The sequence below is a fragment of the Actinobacillus genomosp. 2 genome (genome assembly GCF_029773605.1).
GTDB lineage: Bacteria > Pseudomonadota > Gammaproteobacteria > Enterobacterales > Pasteurellaceae > Actinobacillus.
Map to the genome: position 1 here is coordinate 1,368,276 of NZ_CP103807.1, position 21,855 is coordinate 1,390,130.

The window sequence follows — 21,855 nt, forward strand, 5'->3', positions numbered from 1 at the left end:
ACTATTGCCCTAAGCCTTTCAAATTGGCTTTCTTCAACACAGAATCATATTGTAATGACATTAAATGACTCTGAACCTGTGCGATGAAATCCATAATAACTACCACTACGATTAATAAAGAAGTTCCGCCTAATTGAAACGGTACTTTCCATAAAGATGTAATGATATAAGGAACCAAACAAACAAAAGCAATATACAACGCACCAATTAAGGTCAAACGTGTCATTACTTTATCAATATAACGAGATGTTTGTTCGCCTGGTCGATAACCTGGTACAAACGCACCTGATTTCTTCAAATTATCCGCTGTATCACGTGGATTATACTGCATTCCAGTATAAAAGAATGCAAAGAAAATTACTGCCATTGTGAATAACACAATATATAAAGGTTGTCCTGGCTGTAATAATTGGGATAAATCAAATAACCACTCAAGCCCTTCGCTCTGACCAAACCACTGCGTAATACTTGCAGGGAATAAAATGATACTAGATGCAAAAATCGCAGGAATTACACCTGCCATATTAACTTTCAAAGGTAAATGAGATGTTCTAGCAGGTGCCATCATTCTACCTTGTTGGCGACTTGCATAATTTACCACAATTCTTCTTTGTCCGCGTTCAACAAAGACAACAAAATATGTTACTGCAAATGCGATTACAGCTACTAATAAAAGTACAAGTAGAGAAATTTCGCCTTGACGAGCTTGCTCAATTGTCTGCCCAATTGTTGCTGGTAAATCAGCAACAATACCTGCAAAGATAATCAAAGAGATACCGTTACCGATACCACGCTCAGTGATTTGTTCACCTAACCACATTAGAAACATTGTTCCAGTGACTAAGCTAATTACAGAAGTTACATAGAATAAGATACTTGGATTAGGAACTAATCCCTGTAACATATTCGGTAGGGCAATAGAAATACCAATAGACTGAATAAATGCTAATAACAATGTGCCATAGCGAGTATATTTACTAATTTTACGACGACCTGCTTCACCTTCTTTTTTCAATTCAGCTAAAGGAGGGTGAATTGCAGTCAATAATTGAACAATAATTGACGCCGAGATATAAGGCATAATACCTAGAGCAAATATAGATGCTCGGCTTAAAGCACCACCAGAGAACATATTAAACATATCAATGATGGTGCCTTGCTGTTGTCGAACTAATTCGGATAATACAGAAGCATCAATGCCAGGAACAGGTATAAAAGAACCGATACGGAAAACGATTAACGCACCTAAAACAAATAATAATCTTGATTTAAGCTCGCCAGTCCCTTTTTGTGTACTACCTTGGTACCCTGGTTGCTTTGCCATCTATTATTCCTCGATAGAACCGCCAGCAGCTTCGATAGCAGCTTTAGCACCTTTAGTTACACGTAAGCCTTTAACAACAACCGCTTTTTCAACTTTACCTGCTAAGATTACTTTAGCAGATAAAATATCTTTAGTGATTACGTTAGCCGCTTTAAGTGCTTCTAAAGTAACTTCGTTACCATCTACTTTAGCTAAGTCGTTTAAACGAATTTCAGCAACGTGGAACGATTTTAATGAAGTAAAACCAAATTTTGGTAAACGACGGTATAAAGGCATTTGACCACCCTCGAAACCACGACGAACACCGCCGCCTGTACGAGATTTTTGACCTTTATGACCGCGACCACCAGTTTTACCTAAACCTGAACCGATACCACGACCTAAACGTTTAGCACTGTGCTTAGCACCTTCAGCTGGAGAAAGAGAATTTAAACGCATTCTATTATTCCTCCACTTTAACCATATATGACACTTGATTAATCATACCGCGAACTGCTGGAGTATCGATTAATTCAACTGTATGACGAATATGACGAAGACCTAAGCCTTTTAACGTTGCTTTATGTTTCGGTAAACGAGCGATAGAGCTACGAGTTTGAGTTACTTTAATTGTTTTTGCCATATTCAATTACCCCAAAATTTCTTCAACAGTTTTACCACGTTTAGCGGCAACCATTTCAGGTGATTTCATATTTGCAAGTGCATCAATTGTTGCACGAACAACGTTGATTGGGTTGGTTGAACCGTATGCTTTAGAAAGAACGTTGTGAACGCCTGCTACTTCTAACACAGCACGCATTGCACCACCAGCGATGATACCAGTACCTTCGCTAGCTGGCTGCATGAATACGCGTGAACCAGTGTGTGAACCTTTAACAGGGTGTTGTAATGTACCTTCGTTTAAAGCTACGTTAATCATATTGCGACGAGCTTTTTCCATCGCTTTTTGGATCGCTGCTGGAACTTCACGTGCTTTACCGTAACCAAAACCAACACGACCGTTACCATCGCCTACTACTGTTAAAGCAGTGAAGCTCATGATACGACCACCTTTTACGGTTTTTGATACACGGTTAACCGCGATTAGCTTTTCCTGCAGTTCACCAGCTTGTTTTTCGATGTTTGACATCTCAAATTCCTCTATTAGAACTGTAGACCAGCTTCACGAGCAGCGTCTGCTAATACTTGCACACGACCATGGTATTTGAAACCTGAACGATCAAATGCAACTGCTTGAATACCTTTAGCTAAAGCACGCTCTGCAACTAATTTACCAACTACTGCAGCTGCGTCTTTATTACCAGTGTATTTAACTTGCTCTTTAATTACTTTCTCAACAGTTGAAGCTGCTGCTAGTACTTCTGAGCCATTAGGTGCAATAACCTGCGCATAAATATGGCGAGGTGTGCGATGCACAACCAAACGGGTCGCACCTTGCTCTCTCATTAAATGACGTGCACGGCTTGCACGACGGATACGAGCTACTTTCTTATCCATAGTGTTACCTTACTTTACTTTTTCTTCGCTTCTTTTGTACGAACTACTTCATCAGAGTAACGTACACCTTTGCCTTTGTAAGGCTCTGGACGGCGATATGCACGAATATCAGCTGCTACTTGGCCAATTAACTGTTTGTCCGCACTCTTAAGAATGATTTCTGTTTGAGATGGACATTCACCAGTCACGCCAGCTGGCAACGCATGTTCAATTGGGTGTGAATAGCCTAAACTTAAAGCAACTACGTTACCTTTCATTTGTGCTCTATAACCAACACCTACTAATTGCAATTTCTTAGTAAAGCCTTCAGTAACACCGATAACCATAGCATTAACAAGTGCACGAGCAGTACCTGCTTGAGCATCTGCATTTGCAACACCAGCACGTGGTGCGAAAGTTAATGCGTTAGCATCTTGATTTACTTCAACTGCATTATGAATTTCACGAGATAACTCGCCGTTTTTACCTTTAACTGTTAATAGCTGACCGTTGAGTTTTACTTCAACACCGGCAGGAATATTAACAGGTGCTTTTGCAACACGAGACATTCTTCCTACCTCTCTATTATGCTACGTAACAGATAATTTCACCGCCGAGACCTGCTTGACGCGCTGCACGGTCGGTCATTACACCTTTAGATGTAGAAACAACTGCGATACCTAAACCACCCATAACTTTTGGTAATTCGTCTTTACGTTTGTAAATACGAAGACCTGGACGGCTTACACGTTGGATACTTTCTACAACTGGTTTATTTTGGAAATATTTTAAAGTGATTTCCAATTCAGGTTTTGAACCTTCAACAATTTTGAAGCTCTCAACATAACCTTCTTCAGCTAAAACGCTTGCAATAGCAACTTTTAACTTAGATGAAGGCATACTGATTGCAACTTTATTCGCAGCTTGACCGTTACGAATACGGGTCAGCATATCTGCGATTGGATCTTGCATGCTCATGTATTTACTCCCATGATTCCAAATTAAAAGAGGTTATTACCAGCTTGCTTTCTTAAGGCCTGGAATTTCACCGCGCATTGCAGCTTCACGTACCTTAATACGGCTTAAACCAAACTTACGAAGTACACCGTGTGGACGACCAGTTTGGCGGCAACGGTTACGCTGACGGCTAGGACTTGAATCGCGTGGAAGTGTTTGTAATTTTAACACTGCTGCCCAACGATCTTCGTCTGAAGAATTTACATCAGAGATGATTTTCTTTAATTCTTCACGTTTAGCGTAGAATTTATCAGCTAATTTAGCACGTTTAACATCACGTGCAATCATTGATTGTTTTGCCACGATAACCTACCTTATTTACGGAATGGGAAATTGAAAGCCGCTAATAAAGCTTGGCCTTCTTCATCGCTTTTCGCAGTTGTGGTAATAGTAATATCTAAACCACGTACACGATCTACTTTATCATAGTCGATTTCTGGGAAAATGATTTGTTCACGAACACCCATACTGTAATTACCACGACCATCGAATGACTTCGCATTTAAACCGCGGAAGTCACGGATACGTGGAACAGCGATAGTAATCAATCTTTCAAAGAATTCCCACATACGTTCGCCACGTAGGGTTACTTTGCATCCGATTGGATATCCCTGACGGATTTTAAAGCCTGCAACAGATTTGCGTGCTTTAGTAATTAAAGGTTTCTGACCGCTAATTGCTGTTAGATCCGCTACTGCGTTATCTAAAAGTTTTTTATCGGTCAATGCTTCACCCACACCCATATTCAGGGTAATCTTTTCGATTCGTGGGACTTGCATGACAGATGAGTAGTTGAATTTCGCTTTCAATTCATTAACTACTGTATCTCTGTAGTAATCATGCAGTTTCGCCATCGCATTACTCCAGTTAATTAAATAATTTCATTATTAGATTTGAAGAAACGTACTTTTTTACCATCTTCGAATCTAAAACCTACACGGTCAGCTTTATTTGTTTTCGGGTTGAAAATTGCAATGTTTGACGCATCAATTGCAGCTTCTTTCTTCACTAAGCCACCAGCTTTACCTAAAGCAGGAACTGGTTTTTCATGTTTAGTGATGATTTTAACACCTTCAACAATCACTTTACCGTTTGGTAACACTTGAGTTACCTTACCACGTTTGCCCTTATCTTTACCGGTAAGAACAATTACTTCATCATTTTGACGGATTTTAGCAGCCATTACATTCCCCTTACAGTACTTCTGGAGCTAATGAAATGATCTTCATAAACTTCTCAGAACGAAGTTCACGAGTCACAGGTCCAAAAATACGAGTACCGATTGGTTGCTCAGTGTTATTGTTTAAAATTACACAAGCATTACCATCGAAACGAATAACTGAGCCATCTGGGCGACGAACACCCTTCTTGGTGCGCACAACAACTGCTTTTAACACATCACCTTTTTTAACTTTACCGCGTGGAATTGCTTCTTTCACAGTAACTTTGATGATATCGCCGATAGCAGCGTAACGACGGTGCGATCCACCTAGAACCTTGATACACATTACGCTACGAGCCCCTGAGTTATCAGCAACATCCAGCATAGTCTGTTCTTGGATCATATTAGTGCTCCGTTAAATAAAAAAACACCCTTTCGGGACGAAAACCTACCTACCCTATGTAAGTAGGTGGTGGATTATACCCCAACAGCTCGTCATAAATCAAACAAAATTTACTAACAAGCGGTAATATTTCGCCAAATTATTGCAAATTAGCACAATGCCATATTGTGATAAATTTGCAAAATACAAGCAATTTTAGACTGCTTGTTTGTTTTGTGCCTAAATGAAAAAACCGAACCAGTTTACTGATGCGGTTTGGGTTATACTAATATAAGCTTTTACCTTCTTCTGCAAATCGCTCTTTTAGTTTCTTAAATACCTCACTATCTCTCGAATACATCAAATCTATTGAAATATCGCCTTCTCGATTAATAAAGCCTTCTAAAATCTCTAGTTGATCTTCAGAAATATTATTACCCTTAATATCCAAAAAATCTAAGTTAGGCGATTGTGTTAATAAAGCGAACTCATCCCAACTAATATTGATAGACGTTTTTTCCAAGTAAAGACCTTTTAAGTTTGGTAATGTCGCTATTTGAGCTAACGCATCAGCTGTTACTTGTCTTTCATTAAGATCTAACCATTTCAGTTTAACCAGTTTCCCACAGTCAAATGCCTCAATCGCATTACAGTTATATTTCTCATCAAAATAACTACCGCTTAAAGAAAGCTTTTCTAGATTTGAGAGTTGGCTAATTTCTGCCAATAAATGTGCAGACATATTGAGATCGTCTAACGTTAAATTTTTGAGTTGCGTTAATTTGCTCAATGCAACATTTTTAAATGCTTTATCTTGCTTCACTGCTTCCCCATAAGAACCTCTAAAAAACAATTTTTCTAAATTTGGAATCGTCACGATTGCCGATAACAATTCCGCACTTACAGATTTATAATCTAGATGAAGTGTTTTGAGTGAAGTCAGGTTACTTAAATCAATACCCGATTCTTTTACTGCTACTTCATTGTGAGATAAATTCAGCTCTTCTAGGCTTGATAATGAAGAAAGTGCTTTCAACACCTCATCGGTAATCGTTACACAGCTAGTAAGATCTAATTCAATTAAGTTTGTTAGCTTACTTAATACTGAAAAATCGTGTCCATTAAAATCATTAGCGCTTAAATTAAGAGTATCTAAATTCGTTAGCTGGGCAATTTTTTCTAAAACCCCAACATCTTCTTTAGTAATCCTATTACAACTTAAGTTTAGAACTTCCAAACTAACCAATTTAGTTAATGGCTCAAAAGTATCCACCCCGCTTAGTAAATTGATTTCTAAATTAAGGCTACGCAAATTAGTCAGCGTTGATAATTCATTTAAACCACCTAAATCCTTAGAGATCTCATTACGAGATAGATTTAACCCGTTGAGTTGGGTAAGCTTACCTATGCCTTTCGGAACCAGCTCAAGATAATTGTAATAGAATGATAAATTATCTAGCTGTTTTAGATAAGCCAATTTGTCAAGATCTTCTAAACCAAACAAATCGTCAGGTACCGTAATATATTCTAGCGATCCATCTGTAAAGTCACCTTCTTCATCGTAGTAGCCTGTGAAATTAATCGCAACGAAGTTACCCATTATTGCTCTATCGTTCAGATCGACTTCACATTCCAATTTGTCGTTGTCGTCCCAAGTAGGGAATTTATCACAAATCTCATCTTCAAATTGCCACTCGCCATTACTTTTTAATAAAAGGAATTTTACAGAATCAGATAAGCTAACCCACCAATTCCAATCAGCGTCAGAAATAAGATTATCTTCATCGAAGGGTTTACTGGGCGTAATGGTTTGTTGAATATTTTGCACTTCATCGCCTTGCGAATCTTCATTCAAGAAATTGATTAAACGGCTACCGAATTGTTGTGTCGTCCAGCCATTGTCATACGTCATTCCGATTTTCTCAGCAATTTGGCGTAGCCCCGCTTTGGTGTTATCGCAGGTAATCGCAATGCTATTATCTTCCGCTTGCTCAATCACAAAGTTACCGTGCTTGGCAGACTTTTTCACACCGCTTTCATCTTCAACTCGCACGTTGCGTTCTACGCCATTAAGATGATTAATCAATTTACTACCCAAAGATCGCGTATTTTCTTCATCATAAACCATTCCGACTTCATTAGCGATTTGACGTAACCCTTCTTTGGTGTTATCACAAGTGATAGAAATTGCGTTGTTTTTATCTTGTGCAATGACAAAATTGCCGTGTTTGGCAGATTTTTTAATATTTGTTGCCATAATTTTCTCCATTGTTGGCTAATTAAATAAAAAGGTACGAATTAAATAACTTGATTAAATATGAAAAACTTTCGTAAAAAGAAATTTTGTGCTATTTAAGCAAATAATTCATCGGTGATGACCTCAACGCCTCTTTGTCTATTCATCAGCCTAGCAACAAAATCAAAAAACTCCTTGGAGGGATAATCAATGAAATGGATTTTACAGTTGTTGTTTTTTTGCACAATATTTTATCATAAAATCGCCAAACAACTGATTGAATGCCAAGCAATCGATTACTTTTGGCAATAATGTTGATAGTAAAAATAAAGGCTAAGATTGAAAAATCTTAGCCTTTTCACGATTAAATCACAAAAATACAAGCGGTCTAATTTAGGAAAAAATTGACAAATGAAAGGGAATACAAAAACAAAACCCCCAGCATTGCTGCTGAGGGTTTTTTAATTAATTTTGTTGATTAAGCTACTGCTTTTTCAACAACACGAACTAATTTATGTGATTTAGTTTTAGAAACAGGACGACATTCCTGAATTTCTACTACATCACCTAATTTAGCTTCGTTGTTTTCATCGTGTACGTGTAATTTAGTAGTACGACGAATGAATTTACCGTATAAAGGGTGTTTCACTGTACGTTCGATAGCAACTACAAATGATTTGTCCATTTTGTCGCTAACTACTTTACCTTGTACTGTACGAATTTTATCAGTCATTACTCACCCGCCTTTTCGGTTAATACAGTTTTAACTTGTGCAATACTACGACGCACTTGTTTTAACTGATGGGTTTGTTGAAGCTGACCGGTGGCTGCTTGCATACGCAATTTGAATTGTTCACCTAAAAGGTTGATTAATTCAGCATTCAGCTCTTCAACATTTTTGTTACGTAGTTCTTGAGCTTTCATTACATCACCGTCTTAGTTACAAATGTGGTTTTAACTGGTAATTTCGCTGCCGCTAACGCAAATGCGTGACGTGCGATTTCTTCAGAAACACCATCCATTTCATATAAAACTTTACCCGGTTGGATTAAAGCTACCCAGTACTCAACGTTACCTTTACCTTTACCCATACGGACTTCTAATGGTTTTTCAGTAATTGGTTTGTCTGGGAACACACGGATCCAGATTTTACCTTGACGTTTAACTGCACGAGTCATTGCACGACGTGCTGCTTCGATTTGACGAGCTGTTAAACGGCAGCGACCAACTGCTTTTAAACCGAATGTACCGAAGCTCACTTCTGTACCGCCCGCGATACCACGGTTACGGCCTTTGTGTACTTTACGGAATTTTGTGCGTTTTGGTTGTAACATTCAGTGATTCTCCTTATTTACGACCTTTGCCACGTGGCGCCTTTTTAGGCTGTGCCGCTGGTTCTTTTTCAGATTCAATCACTGCAGCCATACCACCGAGGATTTCACCTTTGAAGATCCACACTTTAACGCCGATTACGCCGTAAGTTGTGTGAGCTTCTGCAGTGTTATAGTCGATGTCTGCACGAAGTGTATGTAATGGCACACGGCCTTCACGATACCACTCTGAGCGAGCGATTTCTGCACCACCTAAACGACCGCTAACTTCAACTTTGATACCTTTAGCACCTAAACGCATTGCGTTTTGTACTGCACGTTTCATTGCACGACGGAACATTACACGACGTTCAAGTTGAGAAGCGATGCTATCTGCTACTAATTTCGCATCTAGCTCAGGTTTTTTCACTTCAGCGATGTTGATTTGAGCAGGAACGCCAGCAATTTGAGATACTGCGTTACGTAATTTTTCAACATCTTCGCCTTTTTTACCGATAACGATACCAGGACGAGCTGTGTGGATAGTTACACGAATGCTTTTTGCAGGACGTTCAATAGTGATACGTGATACTGAAGCGTTCGCTAACTCTTTATTTAAGAATTTACGTACTTTGAAATCGCCGTCTAAGTTATCAGCGAAATCTTGTGTATTCGCGAACCAAGTAGAGTTCCATGGTTTAACAATACCAAGGCGAATACCATTAGGATGTACTTTCTGACCCATTTGTTATTCTCCTACCGATTAACGATCTGACACAACCACAGTAATGTGGCTTGTACGTTTTAAGATACGATCTGCACGACCTTTAGCACGTGGCATAACACGTTTCATGCTTGGACCTTCATCTACGAAGATTTTAGCAACTTTAAGATCGTCTACATCTGCACCATCATTGTGCTCTGCGTTTGCAATAGCTGACTCTAATACTTTCTTAACTAAAGCAGCTGCTTTTTTGTTAGTGAAAGTTAAAATTTCTAATGCTTGCGCAACTTTTTTACCGCGAATTAGGTCAGCAACTAAGCGAGCTTTTTGTGCAGAGGTACGAGCGTAACGATGTTTAGCAATAGTTTCCATCTTTTACCTCTTATTTTTTAGCTTTCTTATCTGCGGCATGACCGCGGTATGTACGAGTCGGTGCAAATTCACCTAATTTATGACCGATCATTTCGTCTGATACATAAACTGGAACGTGCTGACGACCATTATGGACTGCGATGGTCAAACCAATCATTGATGGAATGATCATTGAACGACGGGACCAAGTTTTAATTGGTTTTTTATCCCCGCTTTCCACCGCCTTCTCTACCTTCTTCAACAAGTGTAGGTCAAGGAAAGGACCTTTCTTGAGGGAACGTGGCATTGGACTATCCTATATTATTGAATAAAATTATTTGCCACGACGACGTACGATGTATTTATCAGTACGTTTGTTGTGACGAGTTTTCTTACCTTTGGTTTGAACGCCCCAAGGTGTAACAGGGTGTTTACCGAAGTTACGACCTTCACCACCACCGTGTGGGTGGTCTACCAGGTTCATCGCAGTACCACGAACTGTAGGGCGAACGCCTCTCCAGCGGTTAGCACCAGCTTTACCAAGAACGCGAAGCATATGCTCTGAGTTACCTACTTCACCGATGGTTGCAGTACACTCAGCTAATACTTTACGCATTTCGCCTGAACGAAGACGTAAAGTTACATAGTTACCTTCACGAGCGATAATTTGTACGTAAGCACCAGCAGAACGTGCAATTTGACCACCTTTACCAGGTTTTAATTCAACGTTATGAACTGTAGTACCTACTGGGATATTACGCATTGGTAACGCATTACCTGCTTTAATCGGAGCTGAAGCACCTGCTTGAATCGTATCACCAACAGATAAACCTTTTGGTGCTAAGATATAACGGCGTTCACCATCTTTATAAAGCACTAATGCAATGTTCGCAGAACGGTTTGGATCGTATTCTAAACGCTCAACTACTGCTGGGATATCTAACTTATTACGTTTGAAATCCACTAAACGGTAGTGTTGTTTGTGACCGCCACCAATGTGACGAGTTGTGATACGACCTAAATTGTTACGACCACCAGTTTTAGATTTGCTATCTAATAAAGGTGCATAAGGTTTACCCTTATGTAATTCTGCGTTAACAACTTTAACTACGTGACGACGACCAGCGGAGGTCGGCTTACATTTAACGATAGCCATTTATAAATTCTCCTCCGTAATTACTCTGCCGCACCTTCAACGAAGTCAAGCGATTGACCTTCTTGAAGAGTAACATAAGCTTTTTTCCAGTCACTACGACGACCTGATTTAGCACCGTGACGTTTAGTTTTACCTTTAACAACAACAGTACGTACAGAATCCACTTTCACTTCAAATAGTTGTTCAACTGCGTTAGCAATTTCAACTTTGTTAGCATCTAATGCCACTTTGAAAACGATAGTGTTGCCTTTTTCAGCATTATTCGTCGCTTTTTCAGAGATATGTGGTGCTTTAAGCACTCTTAGCAAACGTTCTTGTTGAATCATGCTAACATCTCCTCAATTTGTTTTACCGCATCAGCTGTGATAACCACTTTATCGAAAGCGATTAAACTTACTGGATCGATACCTTGAACATCACGAACGTCTACTTTGTATAAGTTACGTGCTGCTAAGAATAGATTCTCATCTAAGTTTGCAGTAATGATTAAAGCGTCGTTTAACGCTAAATCTTTTAATTTTTGTACTAATACTTTAGTTTTTGGTGCTTCGATTTCGAATTTCTCAACAACCACTAAACGTTCTTGACGAACTAATTCAGAAAGGATGCTTTTGATTGCACCACGGTACATTTTTTTGTTCACTTTTTGGCTGTGATCTTGTGGTTTCGCAGCGAATGTGATACCACCTGAACGCCAGATTGGTGATTTGATATCACCTGAACGTGCGCGACCTGTACCTTTTTGACGCCAAGGTTTTTTACCTGAACCAGACACTTCAGCACGAGTTTTTTGAGCACGTGAACCTTGACGAGCACCTGCTGCATACGCAACAACTACTTGGTGGATTAACGCTTCGTTAAACTCACGTCCGAAGGTAGTTTCAGAAACAGTTAGTGCGTTTGCACCTACAACTTGTAATTCCATCTCTATCTCCTAGACTTATGCTTTAACTGCTGGTTTTACGATAACATCACTATTAGTTGCACCTGGAACAGCACCTTTAACTAATAATAATTTACGCTCAGCATCTACACGAACAACTTCAAGTGATTGAACGGTTACACGCTCAGCACCTAAGTGTCCTGCCATTTTTTTACCTTTAAACACACGACCCGGAGTTTGGTTTTGACCAATAGAACCAAGTACACGATGTGATAAAGAGTTACCGTGGGTAGCATCTTGGGTACGGAAGTTCCAACGTTTAACACCACCTTGGAAACCTTTACCTTTAGAAGTACCAGTAACATCTACTTTTTTAACATCTGTGAAGATGTCAACATTGATTTCTTGACCTAAAGTGAATTCTTCACCTTCAGTACGAAATTCCCATAAACCGCGACCAGCTTCAACACCTGCTTTCACGAAATGGCCTGCTTCCGGCTTAGTTACACGATTCGCTTTTTTCGAACCTGTAGTAACTTGAATTGCAGAATAGCCATCGTTTTCAAGGGTTTTAACTTGAGTAACACGGTTGGCTTCGATTTCGATAACGGTAACTGGAATTGACACGCCGTCTTCAGTGAAAACGCGGGTCATACCAACTTTACGACCGACTAAACCAATCATTGTAATAACCTCTTAAAATTCCCAATTAACCTAGACTAATCTGAACGTCAACGCCAGCAGCTAGATCTAAACGCATTAATGCATCAACAGTTTTTTCTGTTGGTTCAACGATATCAACTAAACGTTTGTGAGTACGGATTTCATATTGGTCACGTGCATCTTTGTTCACGTGTGGAGAAATCAATACAGTAAAACGTTCTTTACGAGTTGGTAAAGGAATTGGACCACGAACTTGTGCACCAGTACGTTTAGCTGTTTCTACGATCTCCGCAGTAGATTGATCAATTAAACGATGATCAAATGCTTTTAAGCGGATACGGATTCTTTGGTTCTGCATTAGACCAGAGCTCCAATTAAAATTTAGCTAATAAAAAAACCGAACTACCACTTAAGCCACAAAGCATAAGGGAGCACAGTTATACCTATATAGTTTCCAAATCGGAAACATTGTATGTACTACAATATCTGTAGTACCGCTTGATAAATGATTACACCAAGCGACTTTAAAATCTTCGTATCTACATCGTAAATACGATGAGCGTTAAAGTGTGCGTATTCTATGCGAATCTATTTTAAAAAGCAAGCATTGATGTTGAATTTTTTAAATCAGAGGACTGACCTCGCGACCACACACATTTACAATATTGACAATAATTGATTTTATTTGCAATAATACTCCACACAAGCTATCACTCATAACCTACTTATTCAATCAAGATAGCCGTTTTATTTTTGTGTATTAAGGAGATGATAATGGCAATATCAACAAAAAAATTACAAAATTTAAAAGATCTGTTTTCTGCACTTGGACATATCAGTTTTAGAAACTATTTTTCCTATATCGGTATTTTTAAAGACAATACGATGTTTGCACTTTACGATCAGAAAAATGAGGCAATTTATATCCGAAAATCGATAAAATATTATCCTGAAATTTCTCAGACGATTCCGGTTCATTTTTTAGTAGACCGCCGTATAGGTTCACAACAATCACGTATTTTCTACCTTCTTCCTAAAATCATTATAAATGCTATTGATACATACTTACATTGGATTCAGTCGGCTATTGAAGAATATCAAGCAACAAAAACGAAATTAGAAGACCAAAATAAGAATAAAATTCGGTTATTACCGAATATGAATATTAATATAGAGAGACTGCTCTCTCGTATTGAAATTTATACTGTTGATGATCTAAATAGTGTAGGTATTATCAACGTCTTCGTTAAGCTTATTTCGCAAGGTGTAGAAGTCGGTGAATTATTACTCTTTAAACTTTACGGAGCGATTAAGCATAAATATGTTTATATGATTTCTGAGCAAGAAAAACGCACATTGTTACTAGAAGCAGATTCAGCATTATATAGTGCTGGTTTACGTAAACGCTTTACTATCTAAATTCCCTCTAACTTTTATCAATTTATGATCCATATCACAAAACCAATAAAAAACCAGAAAGGAATGTTTTAAGTCTGTTCCTTTCTTCCGATCTCAATGCTACCATCCTACCTATAAATCATTAGTTTTTTAATTAAATCTATTTTTATCCATAGGAGAACACAATGGAATTCCGTATTGAAAAAGATACCATGGGCGAAGTTCAAGTACCGGCTAATCGTTATTGGGCAGCACAAACCGAACGTTCACGCAATAACTTTAAAATTGGCCCTGAAGCGTCAATGCCAAAAGAAATTATTGAAGCATTCGGATACTTGAAAAAAGCCGCCGCATTTGCAAATACAGATTTAGGTGTTTTGCCTGCAGAAAAACGTGATTTAATTGCTCAGGCTTGTGATGAAATCCTTGCCGGTAAATTAGATGACGAATTTCCACTCGTAATTTGGCAAACTGGTTCAGGTACACAATCTAATATGAACCTAAACGAAGTGATTGCAAATCGAGCACATGTTATTCACGGTGGTAAATTAGGTGAGAAATCAGTTATTCACCCAAATGATGACGTAAATAAATCACAATCATCAAATGATACTTATCCAACAGCGATGCATATTGCGGCTTATAAAAAAGTTGTTGAACAAACGATTCCTGCAGTAGAACGCTTACAAAAAACTTTTGCAGCAAAATCAGAAGCCTTCAAAGATGTCGTAAAAATTGGTCGTACTCACTTAATGGATGCGACACCGTTAACTTTAGGTCAAGAATTTTCTGCTTATGCAGCCCAATTACATTTCGGTTTAATCGCATTAAAAAATACCTTACCGCATTTACGTCAAATGGCATTAGGCGGTACAGCAGTAGGTACTGGCTTAAATACTCCGAAAGGTTATGACGTAAAAGTTGCGGAATATATTGCCAAATTTACCGGTTTACCATTTATTACTGCAGAAAATAAATTTGAAGCATTAGCAACACACGATGCTATTGTTGAAACACATGGTGCGTTAAAACAGATTGCAATGTCTTTATTCAAAATTGCAAACGACATTCGTTTATTGGCTTCAGGTCCTCGTTCTGGTATCGGTGAAATCTTAATTCCTGAAAATGAACCAGGTTCATCAATTATGCCAGGTAAAGTAAACCCAACCCAATGTGAAGCTATGACAATGGTAGCAGCACAAGTATTAGGTAACGATACCACTATTTCATTTGCAGGTAGCCAAGGTCACTTCCAATTAAATGTGTTTAAACCGGTGATGGCAGCTAACTTCTTACAATCCGCTCAACTTTTAGCAGATGTTTGTATTTCATTTGATGAACATTGCGCGACTGGTATCGAACCGAACTATCAACGTATTAAACAACAACTTGATCAATCATTAATGTTAGTGACTGCATTAAATACGCATATCGGTTATGAAAATGCAGCTAAAATTGCAAAAACTGCACATAAAAATGGTACAACCTTAAAAGAGGAAGCAATTAACTTAGGTTTAGTGACTGCTGAACAATTCGATGAGTGGGTTCGTCCTGAAGATATGGTGGGTAGCTTAAAATAAGCGATACATTTTTAAAGATATTAAGGGCTATCAAATGATAGCCCTTTTTTACGTCTTACAAGCGGTCTAATTTCGCCAAAATTTTGCAAATTTTTACCTAAAACGACCGCTTGTTACACGAGGAATATATAAGGCAATATATTCATTACCCTGGCAGTCGTAATTGCCAAAATGAGCTTAGATAAACCGAACATTAATCCTTGGTTTTCACCTTTATCCAGTTTAACCAACATATTCGCTAATGCGGTATTGGCGAATAAACTGACCAATGCAAAGATAATCAGATATAAGAAAGCAGTCACTTCTGAAATATATTCCAGCGCATAAAACCACGGCACAATCAGTAATGCGATAAGTATCGGTGCAATATAATTTAGTTTGACCACACCGAAATTTACCTTGCGAGAGAACTGTGCTTGTAGCAGTACCGCAATCAGATTATTAATAAAAAATGCGATCGGTACCAATTCTTGCTGATCCAAAAGCTCGGTAAAAATGTAAGGGAAAATCACATAAAATGCCGAACCCATGCCTAATGGAATAAATAGCAATAAATGTACAAAAATAAACCGCTTGTTAATCACTTCGCTAAACTGAGCAAAGCGGAAAGGAGTAAATCGGAAATTGCACTTTCTTCTCGGCATAGTTTGCCACATAAAAAGTAACATCGTCACTTCAATTGCACAGCTACACCAAATCAACCATTCCGCTTTTTGATAATGAATAAACGGGATAGAAACTAATGGTGCAACCATTGATGCCATACTGGAAATTTTGAGAAATTTACCTTGTGCTTTGGTTTTAGACGCATAGCTATCCTCAGCAGAAGAAAGTAAAAATGCTCTGGCATTGGTACTAAATAGTGTGCTACCTAAACCGAAACAGAATGTCGCAAGTAGCAGTAACGCATAATGATCGGTCGTCAGTAATAAAATATAGGCTAATGAATCAAGTAAACATCCGAACAGCATAATCGGCATTCGCCCGAAACGATCGCCCCACGAGCCGGCAAATAAAGAAAAGGCTTGGCTGGCAAATACCAATAATGAGAATGCACTGGCAATCTGTGTTGTATCAAACCCTTTATACTTTGTGAGATAAATAAAAAATACGCTCTGCATTGCGGTATAGGCGAGTCCGGAAAAGAACCTACGCCATAAAATAATATTTTGCATATTCATATTATTTACCTTCTGTTTTTTATGCTCTGAAATCTCGCTTACGAACCCCAAGCACAAATAATGAACTAAAATAAACAATCGCTGCTAGTACGATTAGCCAAACTAGCCAGTATACTTTTACCCAAGTTGTCATCGCATGCCACCCTTCTAAACTTGGTGAGAAATAAGCAACTAATGCCCCCATTAAGCAAGCCGAAATAGCGACTTTTAATACAAAGAGCGCAGTTTTTACGGTAATACGATAAGCTCCTTCTTTAGCAAGACCAAGATAAAGTAACGAAGCATTTACCGCTGCCGAAAGTGCTGATGCCATTGCCAGGCCTAGATAGCCAAACGGAATGGCTAACACACCAAAGCAAATATTACAAATGGTGGCAATAATGCCGATTTTCACTGGTGTTTTGGTATTTTGGCGAGCATAGAAGCCATTTGCCAAAATACTGATTAACATATAACTGTTTAAACCTAGGCACATAATCCATAATGCGTGAGAGGTAGCAACCACATCTGATAAACCGAATTTGCCTCGCATAAAGATAGTCATCATTAACGGCTGTGCTAATACCGCGATACCAATCATCGCAGGAATACCGAGTAATAACACCATTCTCACGCCCCAATCCATTGTGCCTTGGAATTCTACCGCACGTTGTGCTTCGTCAATTTCTTTCTTCTTCGCAATACGGGATAAACTCGGTAACACCACCGTAGAAATTGCAATACCGAATAGCCCAAGTGGAAACTCAATTAAACGGTCAGAATAATATAACCAGGTAATCGAACCTGTCACTAAAAAGCTAGCGATCACTTGATTGATTAATAGGTTGAGTTGGGTAACGGAAACTCCGAACAATGCCGGAAGCATTAAGTTACGAACTTTAGTGACCCCTTCATCTTTCCATGCCCATTTCGGTTTAACCAGTAAACCTTCTTTTTTCATAAAGGGAATTTGGAATAGGAATTGCAACAAACCACCGAGGAAGATCCCCCAAGCTAAAGCAACATCAGGTTGTTCAAAGTAATCTGCACCGAATAACGCCATACTGATCATCGCAATATTCAGTAATACCGGCGAAAATGCCATTACCCCAAACTTACCAATCGTATTTAATACTGCCCCCGAAAGTGCAACAAAGGTAATAAACCACAAGTAAGGAAAAGTGATTTTCAGCAGTAATGAAGCTTGAGTGAATTTCTGTGTGTCTGGACCGTCATTGACCCAATCCATAAACCAACCAGTACCGAATAAAGCGGCAACTACCGGTGAGCCAATCATTGCTACTAAGGTAACAATTGTGACCAAACCACCTAATGTGCCAGATACTTTGGCTACAAATTCACGGGTTTTATCCAAATCGTTATCGGCATTATATTCGGCAAGTACCGGCACAAATGCCTTTGAAAAAGCCCCTTCTGCAAATAAACGGCGTAAAAAGTTCGGGATACGATTGGCAAAGAGAAAGACATCCGACATTGCACCGGCACCAAGTAAGCCGGCAATAACCACATCACGCACTAATCCGAGAATACGAGAAATCAGCGTCATTGAACTGACGATCATTCCTGACTTTAAAAGTTTTTTGCTCATAGCGTTAAATTAAAATAAATTAAAGAGTGACAGTTTAACAAAACCGTTTGGATAACAGGAAATAAGTTAAACTTTTTTGATCTTTATCGGATTTAATACAAGAGATTTACTTTAATAACTTTTTGCAAAATTCTTCGTAGATCCGACCGCTTATATTAAGATCCTTATATAAATTGCATAGAATTTTATCAGTTTGTTATAGGAAAATCAGAAAAAAACTGTTAAAATCTCCGCCTATCGTTTTCTTACTAGCAAAACGGTGTTATTTTCAAGCACGTGTCTCGTTGAAAATGAATTTAAACTATCGATAGCTAAACATAAACCAAAGTTTATGTTTTTTAATTTTTACACAGATATTTTAGGAGTTTGACCTTGGCTAATATCAAGTCAGCAAAAAAACGTGCGGTTCAATCTGAAAAACGCCGCCAACACAACGCAAGCCAACGCTCAATGATGCGTACATTCATCAAGAAAGTATACGCAGCAGTAGCAGCAGGCGATAAAGCAGCTTCACAAGCAGCTTTCGTTGAAATGCAAAAAGTAGTGGACCGTATGGCATCTAAAGGCTTAATCCACGCTAACAAAGCAGCTAACCACAAAGCAAAATTAGCAGCTCAAATCAAAAAATTAGCGTAATTGCTTTTTGTATAAAAGAACCGACCAAATGGTCGGTTTTTTTATCTCTGTTTTCCGCTACAGGAAGAACGTACCTAATTGGAATAATTTCTCAATTTCCCCAACTTGTTTTTTATCGTTCACAAAAATAATCACGCTATCATTTTCCTCAATTTCCGTAGATTTATGTGCAATCAGCACCTCATCACGGCGTACTATCGCTCCAACTACCGCACCTTGCGGCAATTTTAACTCTCTTACTAATCTGCCGACTACTTTTGACGATTCCTTATCGCCGTGCGCTATCACTTCGATACATTCCGCTTGTCCCTGTTTGAGCGAAGCGACTTGTATAATATCACCTTTACGGACATGACTAGATAAGGCGGAAATCGTCGCTTGTTTCGGAGAAAGCGCAATATCAATCGTGCCACCTTGGATCAGATGAAGATATGCATTACGCTGTACTAATACAATCGCTTTCTTTGCCCCCAAGCGTTTTGCCAATAGTGCCGACATAATATTCGCTTCATCATCACCGCTTAATGCAAGGAATAAATCAATATTTTCAATATGCTCTTCAAACAATAGTTCTTGATCGGAAGCATCACCACATAGGACTAAGGTTTTTTCTAACTTCTCAGCTAACTTCTCAGCTCGTTTCGGATCTCGTTCGATCATTTTCACACTATATTGTTCTTCAAGATCCTTCGCTAGCCCCATACCGATACTACCGCCACCGACAATCATGACTCGCTTATGCGGTTTATCCAAACGTTGCAATTCGCTCATCACCGCTTTTATATTATGGGTCGCACAGATAAAGAACACTTCATCACCGGCTTCAATAATCGTTGAACCTTGTGGCAAAATCGCACGTTCTTGACGGAAAATCGCAACAACACGTGCTTCGATATAAGGTAAATGATCACGTAATGCCGAAATCGGATAACCGACCAATGGTCCGCCATAATAGGCTTTTACACTAACCAAACTCACTAATTCATTAGCAAAGTGTGCAACCTGCAATGCACCAGGATAGTTAATCAGACGCAAGATCTCTTTTTTAACCAAGACTTCCGGAGCAATAATATGATCAATAGGTAATGCCGCATCATTAAACAGCTGTTCCTTCTCACGCACATAATCCGAATTACGAATACGGGCAATTTTAGTTGGGACATGAAACAATGTATGTGCGATTTGGCAAGCAATCATATTTGTTTCATCACTTTCAGTTACTGCCACTAATAAATCCGCATCACTTGCCCCCGCATCACGTAAAATGCTCGGCGATGCGCCATTTCCTTTTAGAACCTGTAAATCGTGCTTATCTTGCAGCGTGTTCAAACGACTTTGATCGTCATCGATCAACGTAATATCGTTATCTTCACTCACTAAATTTTCCGCAAGCGTTGAACCAACCTGGCCTGCACCTAAAATAATAATTTTCATCTTAAAATCCAATCACCCCAAATAGCTTAATCCGCTACTTCCCGTGATTTATCGTTTAATTAATTTGGCATAAAAGAAGCCGTCACCACCCTGCTCTTGAGGGAAAAATTGCTTCATTGAAGTTTTTTCACCATTGAAATCCATCTCCGCTAACACAGCATCCGTATGACTTTCAATAAAGCGGTTAATTTGCTCACTATTTTCTTCCGGCAAAACCGAACAAGTCGCATAAACTAATACGCCATTCGTTTTCAACCTGTCCCATAACGCCTCAAGAATTTTTGCCTGCAAGGCGACTAATTCAGCGATATCGTTTTCTTTACGTAGCCATTTGATATCCGGATGACGGCGAATAACGCCGGTCGCAGAACAAGGTGCATCCAGCAAAATACGATCAAACATCACACCATCCTCCAACCATTCTGTCGGTTTGGAAGCATCGCCACAAATTACTTTTGCCGTTTGCCCAAGACGAGCTAAATTCTCACGCACACGTTTTAGGCGGCTTTCCTCAATATCCAATGCAATCACATTTGCCTGCGGAGCGACTTCTAGAATATGTGTGGTTTTACCGCCCGGTGCGGCACAGGCATCCAAAATTAATTCACCATTTTGGGCTTCCAATAAGGTTGCCGACCACTGAGCGTGTGCATCTTGTACCGTTGTCCAACCCTGTTCAAAATTCATCAATTTATGCACCGCTACCGGCTCTGCTAATAAGATTGCTGATTCAGGCACGCAAGCGGTCGTATTTTCTGGATTTTTTGCCACTAAATCACCTAATAACACGCGGTAATCTTGTGGTTTAATCTGCTGAATATTGCTACGAATCCACATTGGTGGACGCTGATTATTTGCTTCAATAATCTCTCGCCAATTCGGATAAGCTTTTTTTAGTTTATTCACAAACCATTCCGGATGAAGCGTTTGCCAATTTTTATCAAATTTAGCTAACAGAGCCTCTTTTTCACGTAAAAAACGGCGTAATACCCCATTGATAAGTGCTTTAAAATTATCCAATTTAAGCGATTTTGCCGCATTAACCACTTCATCAACCGCCGCAAATTCCGGCACGCGCATATAAAGTAACTGATAAAGCCCTACTAATAATAGGCAATGCACCAAACGTATTTTACCTTTTAACGGTTTTTCCACCGCTTGTGCAATGACCGCCTCAAGGCGTGGTAATGTTCGGCACACACCAAAGCTAATCTCTTGCACTAACGGTAAATCTTTCGCTTCTAATTTCGCCTGTGCTTCGGGAATTAAGGTGGCAAGTGATTTCCCTTGATCGAGAACTTGTAAAATAATTTGTGCGGCAACCGCACGAGCATTTTGTTTTTTCATTAATATA

The 21,855-nt window shown here is 39.0% G+C and carries 30 protein-coding genes; 3 read left to right on the forward strand and 27 right to left on the reverse strand.

Annotation, left to right across the window (positions count from 1 at the left end):
* Nucleotide 1 precedes the first annotated feature (1 nt).
* The 23 genes from secY to rpsJ form a co-directional block, all read right to left on the reverse strand.
* Nucleotides 2–1,324 carry a preprotein translocase subunit SecY gene (gene secY / locus NYR60_RS06840; RefSeq protein WP_279445451.1) on the reverse strand — a complete coding sequence of 441 codons (1,323 nt, stop codon included), beginning with the start codon at nucleotides 1,322–1,324 and terminating at the stop codon, nucleotides 2–4.
* A gap of 3 nt (nucleotides 1,325–1,327) precedes the next feature.
* The gene (gene rplO, locus NYR60_RS06845; protein WP_279466340.1) at nucleotides 1,328–1,762 is read right to left on the reverse strand and encodes a 50S ribosomal protein L15; all 435 of its coding nucleotides are present in this window, start codon (nucleotides 1,760–1,762) and stop codon (nucleotides 1,328–1,330) included.
* Between the two features lie 4 nt (nucleotides 1,763–1,766).
* Nucleotides 1,767–1,946, reverse strand: a complete 180-nt coding sequence (gene rpmD, locus NYR60_RS06850) for a 50S ribosomal protein L30 (protein WP_005599315.1) — start codon at nucleotides 1,944–1,946, stop codon at nucleotides 1,767–1,769.
* 6 nt (nucleotides 1,947–1,952) lie between these two features.
* Complete coding sequence (gene rpsE / locus NYR60_RS06855) at nucleotides 1,953–2,453, reverse strand: 30S ribosomal protein S5 (protein ID WP_005625147.1); 501 nt, start codon at nucleotides 2,451–2,453, stop codon at nucleotides 1,953–1,955.
* Between the two features lie 14 nt (nucleotides 2,454–2,467).
* The gene (gene rplR / locus NYR60_RS06860) at nucleotides 2,468–2,821 is read right to left on the reverse strand and encodes a 50S ribosomal protein L18 (RefSeq protein ID WP_005625149.1); all 354 of its coding nucleotides are present in this window, start codon (nucleotides 2,819–2,821) and stop codon (nucleotides 2,468–2,470) included.
* A 14-nt stretch (nucleotides 2,822–2,835) separates the two neighbouring features.
* Complete coding sequence (rplF, locus tag NYR60_RS06865; protein ID WP_279466341.1) at nucleotides 2,836–3,369, reverse strand: 50S ribosomal protein L6; 534 nt, start codon at nucleotides 3,367–3,369, stop codon at nucleotides 2,836–2,838.
* A 16-nt stretch (nucleotides 3,370–3,385) separates the two neighbouring features.
* A complete protein-coding gene (rpsH, locus tag NYR60_RS06870; protein ID WP_005619408.1) occupies nucleotides 3,386–3,778 on the reverse strand; it encodes a 30S ribosomal protein S8 in 393 nt (130 codons plus the stop codon).
* Nucleotides 3,779–3,814: 36 nt separating this feature from the next.
* Nucleotides 3,815–4,120, reverse strand: coding sequence for a 30S ribosomal protein S14 (gene rpsN / locus NYR60_RS06875; protein ID WP_005625153.1), 306 nt, complete (start codon nucleotides 4,118–4,120; stop codon nucleotides 3,815–3,817).
* 11 nt (nucleotides 4,121–4,131) lie between these two features.
* A complete protein-coding gene (gene rplE, locus NYR60_RS06880; RefSeq protein WP_047977345.1) occupies nucleotides 4,132–4,671 on the reverse strand; it encodes a 50S ribosomal protein L5 in 540 nt (179 codons plus the stop codon).
* Between the two features lie 17 nt (nucleotides 4,672–4,688).
* On the reverse strand, nucleotides 4,689–5,000 hold the full coding sequence (gene rplX, locus NYR60_RS06885; RefSeq protein ID WP_005599300.1) for a 50S ribosomal protein L24: 312 nt from the start codon (nucleotides 4,998–5,000) through the stop codon (nucleotides 4,689–4,691).
* Between the two features lie 10 nt (nucleotides 5,001–5,010).
* On the reverse strand, nucleotides 5,011–5,382 hold the full coding sequence (gene rplN, locus NYR60_RS06890; protein ID WP_005619403.1) for a 50S ribosomal protein L14: 372 nt from the start codon (nucleotides 5,380–5,382) through the stop codon (nucleotides 5,011–5,013).
* A 265-nt stretch (nucleotides 5,383–5,647) separates the two neighbouring features.
* Nucleotides 5,648–7,618, reverse strand: coding sequence for a leucine-rich repeat domain-containing protein (locus NYR60_RS06895; RefSeq protein ID WP_279466343.1), 1,971 nt, complete (start codon nucleotides 7,616–7,618; stop codon nucleotides 5,648–5,650).
* Nucleotides 7,619–8,075: 457 nt separating this feature from the next.
* Nucleotides 8,076–8,330, reverse strand: a complete 255-nt coding sequence (rpsQ, locus tag NYR60_RS06900; RefSeq protein ID WP_010945713.1) for a 30S ribosomal protein S17 — start codon at nucleotides 8,328–8,330, stop codon at nucleotides 8,076–8,078.
* Nucleotides 8,330–8,521, reverse strand: coding sequence for a 50S ribosomal protein L29 (gene rpmC / locus NYR60_RS06905; RefSeq protein ID WP_005599295.1), 192 nt, complete (start codon nucleotides 8,519–8,521; stop codon nucleotides 8,330–8,332). The genes rpsQ and rpmC overlap by 1 nt, the downstream gene beginning before the upstream one ends.
* Nucleotides 8,521–8,931, reverse strand: a complete 411-nt coding sequence (gene rplP / locus NYR60_RS06910; protein ID WP_005599294.1) for a 50S ribosomal protein L16 — start codon at nucleotides 8,929–8,931, stop codon at nucleotides 8,521–8,523. The genes rpmC and rplP overlap by 1 nt, the downstream gene beginning before the upstream one ends.
* 13 nt (nucleotides 8,932–8,944) lie before the next feature.
* A complete protein-coding gene (gene rpsC, locus NYR60_RS06915) occupies nucleotides 8,945–9,652 on the reverse strand; it encodes a 30S ribosomal protein S3 (RefSeq protein WP_005599293.1) in 708 nt (235 codons plus the stop codon).
* A gap of 18 nt (nucleotides 9,653–9,670) precedes the next feature.
* Nucleotides 9,671–10,003, reverse strand: a complete 333-nt coding sequence (gene rplV, locus NYR60_RS06920; RefSeq protein ID WP_005599292.1) for a 50S ribosomal protein L22 — start codon at nucleotides 10,001–10,003, stop codon at nucleotides 9,671–9,673.
* A 10-nt stretch (nucleotides 10,004–10,013) separates the two neighbouring features.
* The gene (gene rpsS, locus NYR60_RS06925) at nucleotides 10,014–10,289 is read right to left on the reverse strand and encodes a 30S ribosomal protein S19 (RefSeq protein ID WP_005539416.1); all 276 of its coding nucleotides are present in this window, start codon (nucleotides 10,287–10,289) and stop codon (nucleotides 10,014–10,016) included.
* A 27-nt stretch (nucleotides 10,290–10,316) separates the two neighbouring features.
* Nucleotides 10,317–11,138 carry a 50S ribosomal protein L2 gene (rplB, locus tag NYR60_RS06930; protein ID WP_279466346.1) on the reverse strand — a complete coding sequence of 274 codons (822 nt, stop codon included), beginning with the start codon at nucleotides 11,136–11,138 and terminating at the stop codon, nucleotides 10,317–10,319.
* Between the two features lie 20 nt (nucleotides 11,139–11,158).
* A complete protein-coding gene (rplW, locus tag NYR60_RS06935) occupies nucleotides 11,159–11,464 on the reverse strand; it encodes a 50S ribosomal protein L23 (protein ID WP_279445462.1) in 306 nt (101 codons plus the stop codon).
* Nucleotides 11,461–12,063, reverse strand: a complete 603-nt coding sequence (rplD, locus tag NYR60_RS06940) for a 50S ribosomal protein L4 (RefSeq protein ID WP_005599282.1) — start codon at nucleotides 12,061–12,063, stop codon at nucleotides 11,461–11,463. Before rplD ends, rplW begins: the two co-directional genes overlap by 4 nt.
* 15 nt (nucleotides 12,064–12,078) lie before the next feature.
* Nucleotides 12,079–12,705 carry a 50S ribosomal protein L3 gene (gene rplC / locus NYR60_RS06945; protein ID WP_005599280.1) on the reverse strand — a complete coding sequence of 209 codons (627 nt, stop codon included), beginning with the start codon at nucleotides 12,703–12,705 and terminating at the stop codon, nucleotides 12,079–12,081.
* Between the two features lie 25 nt (nucleotides 12,706–12,730).
* Complete coding sequence (gene rpsJ, locus NYR60_RS06950) at nucleotides 12,731–13,042, reverse strand: 30S ribosomal protein S10 (RefSeq protein WP_001181005.1); 312 nt, start codon at nucleotides 13,040–13,042, stop codon at nucleotides 12,731–12,733.
* Nucleotides 13,043–13,458: 416 nt separating this feature from the next.
* Between rpsJ and NYR60_RS06955 the strand changes: the two genes are divergently transcribed.
* Entirely contained in the window at nucleotides 13,459–14,103 is a 645-nt protein-coding gene (locus tag NYR60_RS06955; RefSeq protein ID WP_279466347.1) for a TfoX/Sxy family DNA transformation protein, read from the forward strand.
* 164 nt (nucleotides 14,104–14,267) lie between these two features.
* Nucleotides 14,268–15,662 (forward strand): class II fumarate hydratase, encoded by a 1,395-nt coding sequence (gene fumC / locus NYR60_RS06960; protein ID WP_279466348.1) that lies wholly within the window; start codon nucleotides 14,268–14,270, stop codon nucleotides 15,660–15,662.
* A gap of 113 nt (nucleotides 15,663–15,775) precedes the next feature.
* Here fumC and NYR60_RS06965 read toward each other — a convergent pair whose 3' ends face one another.
* Both NYR60_RS06965 and murJ read right to left on the reverse strand, forming a co-directional pair.
* A complete protein-coding gene (locus tag NYR60_RS06965; protein WP_279466350.1) occupies nucleotides 15,776–16,843 on the reverse strand; it encodes an MFS transporter in 1,068 nt (355 codons plus the stop codon).
* A gap of 19 nt (nucleotides 16,844–16,862) precedes the next feature.
* Nucleotides 16,863–18,431, reverse strand: a complete 1,569-nt coding sequence (murJ, locus tag NYR60_RS06970) for a murein biosynthesis integral membrane protein MurJ (RefSeq protein WP_279466351.1) — start codon at nucleotides 18,429–18,431, stop codon at nucleotides 16,863–16,865.
* Nucleotides 18,432–18,803: 372 nt separating this feature from the next.
* Between murJ and rpsT the strand changes: the two genes are divergently transcribed.
* On the forward strand, nucleotides 18,804–19,067 hold the full coding sequence (gene rpsT, locus NYR60_RS06975; RefSeq protein ID WP_005619152.1) for a 30S ribosomal protein S20: 264 nt from the start codon (nucleotides 18,804–18,806) through the stop codon (nucleotides 19,065–19,067).
* A 57-nt stretch (nucleotides 19,068–19,124) separates the two neighbouring features.
* Here rpsT and trkA read toward each other — a convergent pair whose 3' ends face one another.
* Nucleotides 19,125–20,501 (reverse strand): Trk system potassium transporter TrkA, encoded by a 1,377-nt coding sequence (trkA, locus tag NYR60_RS06980; protein WP_279466352.1) that lies wholly within the window; start codon nucleotides 20,499–20,501, stop codon nucleotides 19,125–19,127.
* A gap of 48 nt (nucleotides 20,502–20,549) precedes the next feature.
* On the reverse strand, nucleotides 20,550–21,848 hold the full coding sequence (gene rsmB, locus NYR60_RS06985) for a 16S rRNA (cytosine(967)-C(5))-methyltransferase RsmB (RefSeq protein WP_279466353.1): 1,299 nt from the start codon (nucleotides 21,846–21,848) through the stop codon (nucleotides 20,550–20,552).
* Nucleotides 21,849–21,855 lie beyond the last annotated feature (7 nt).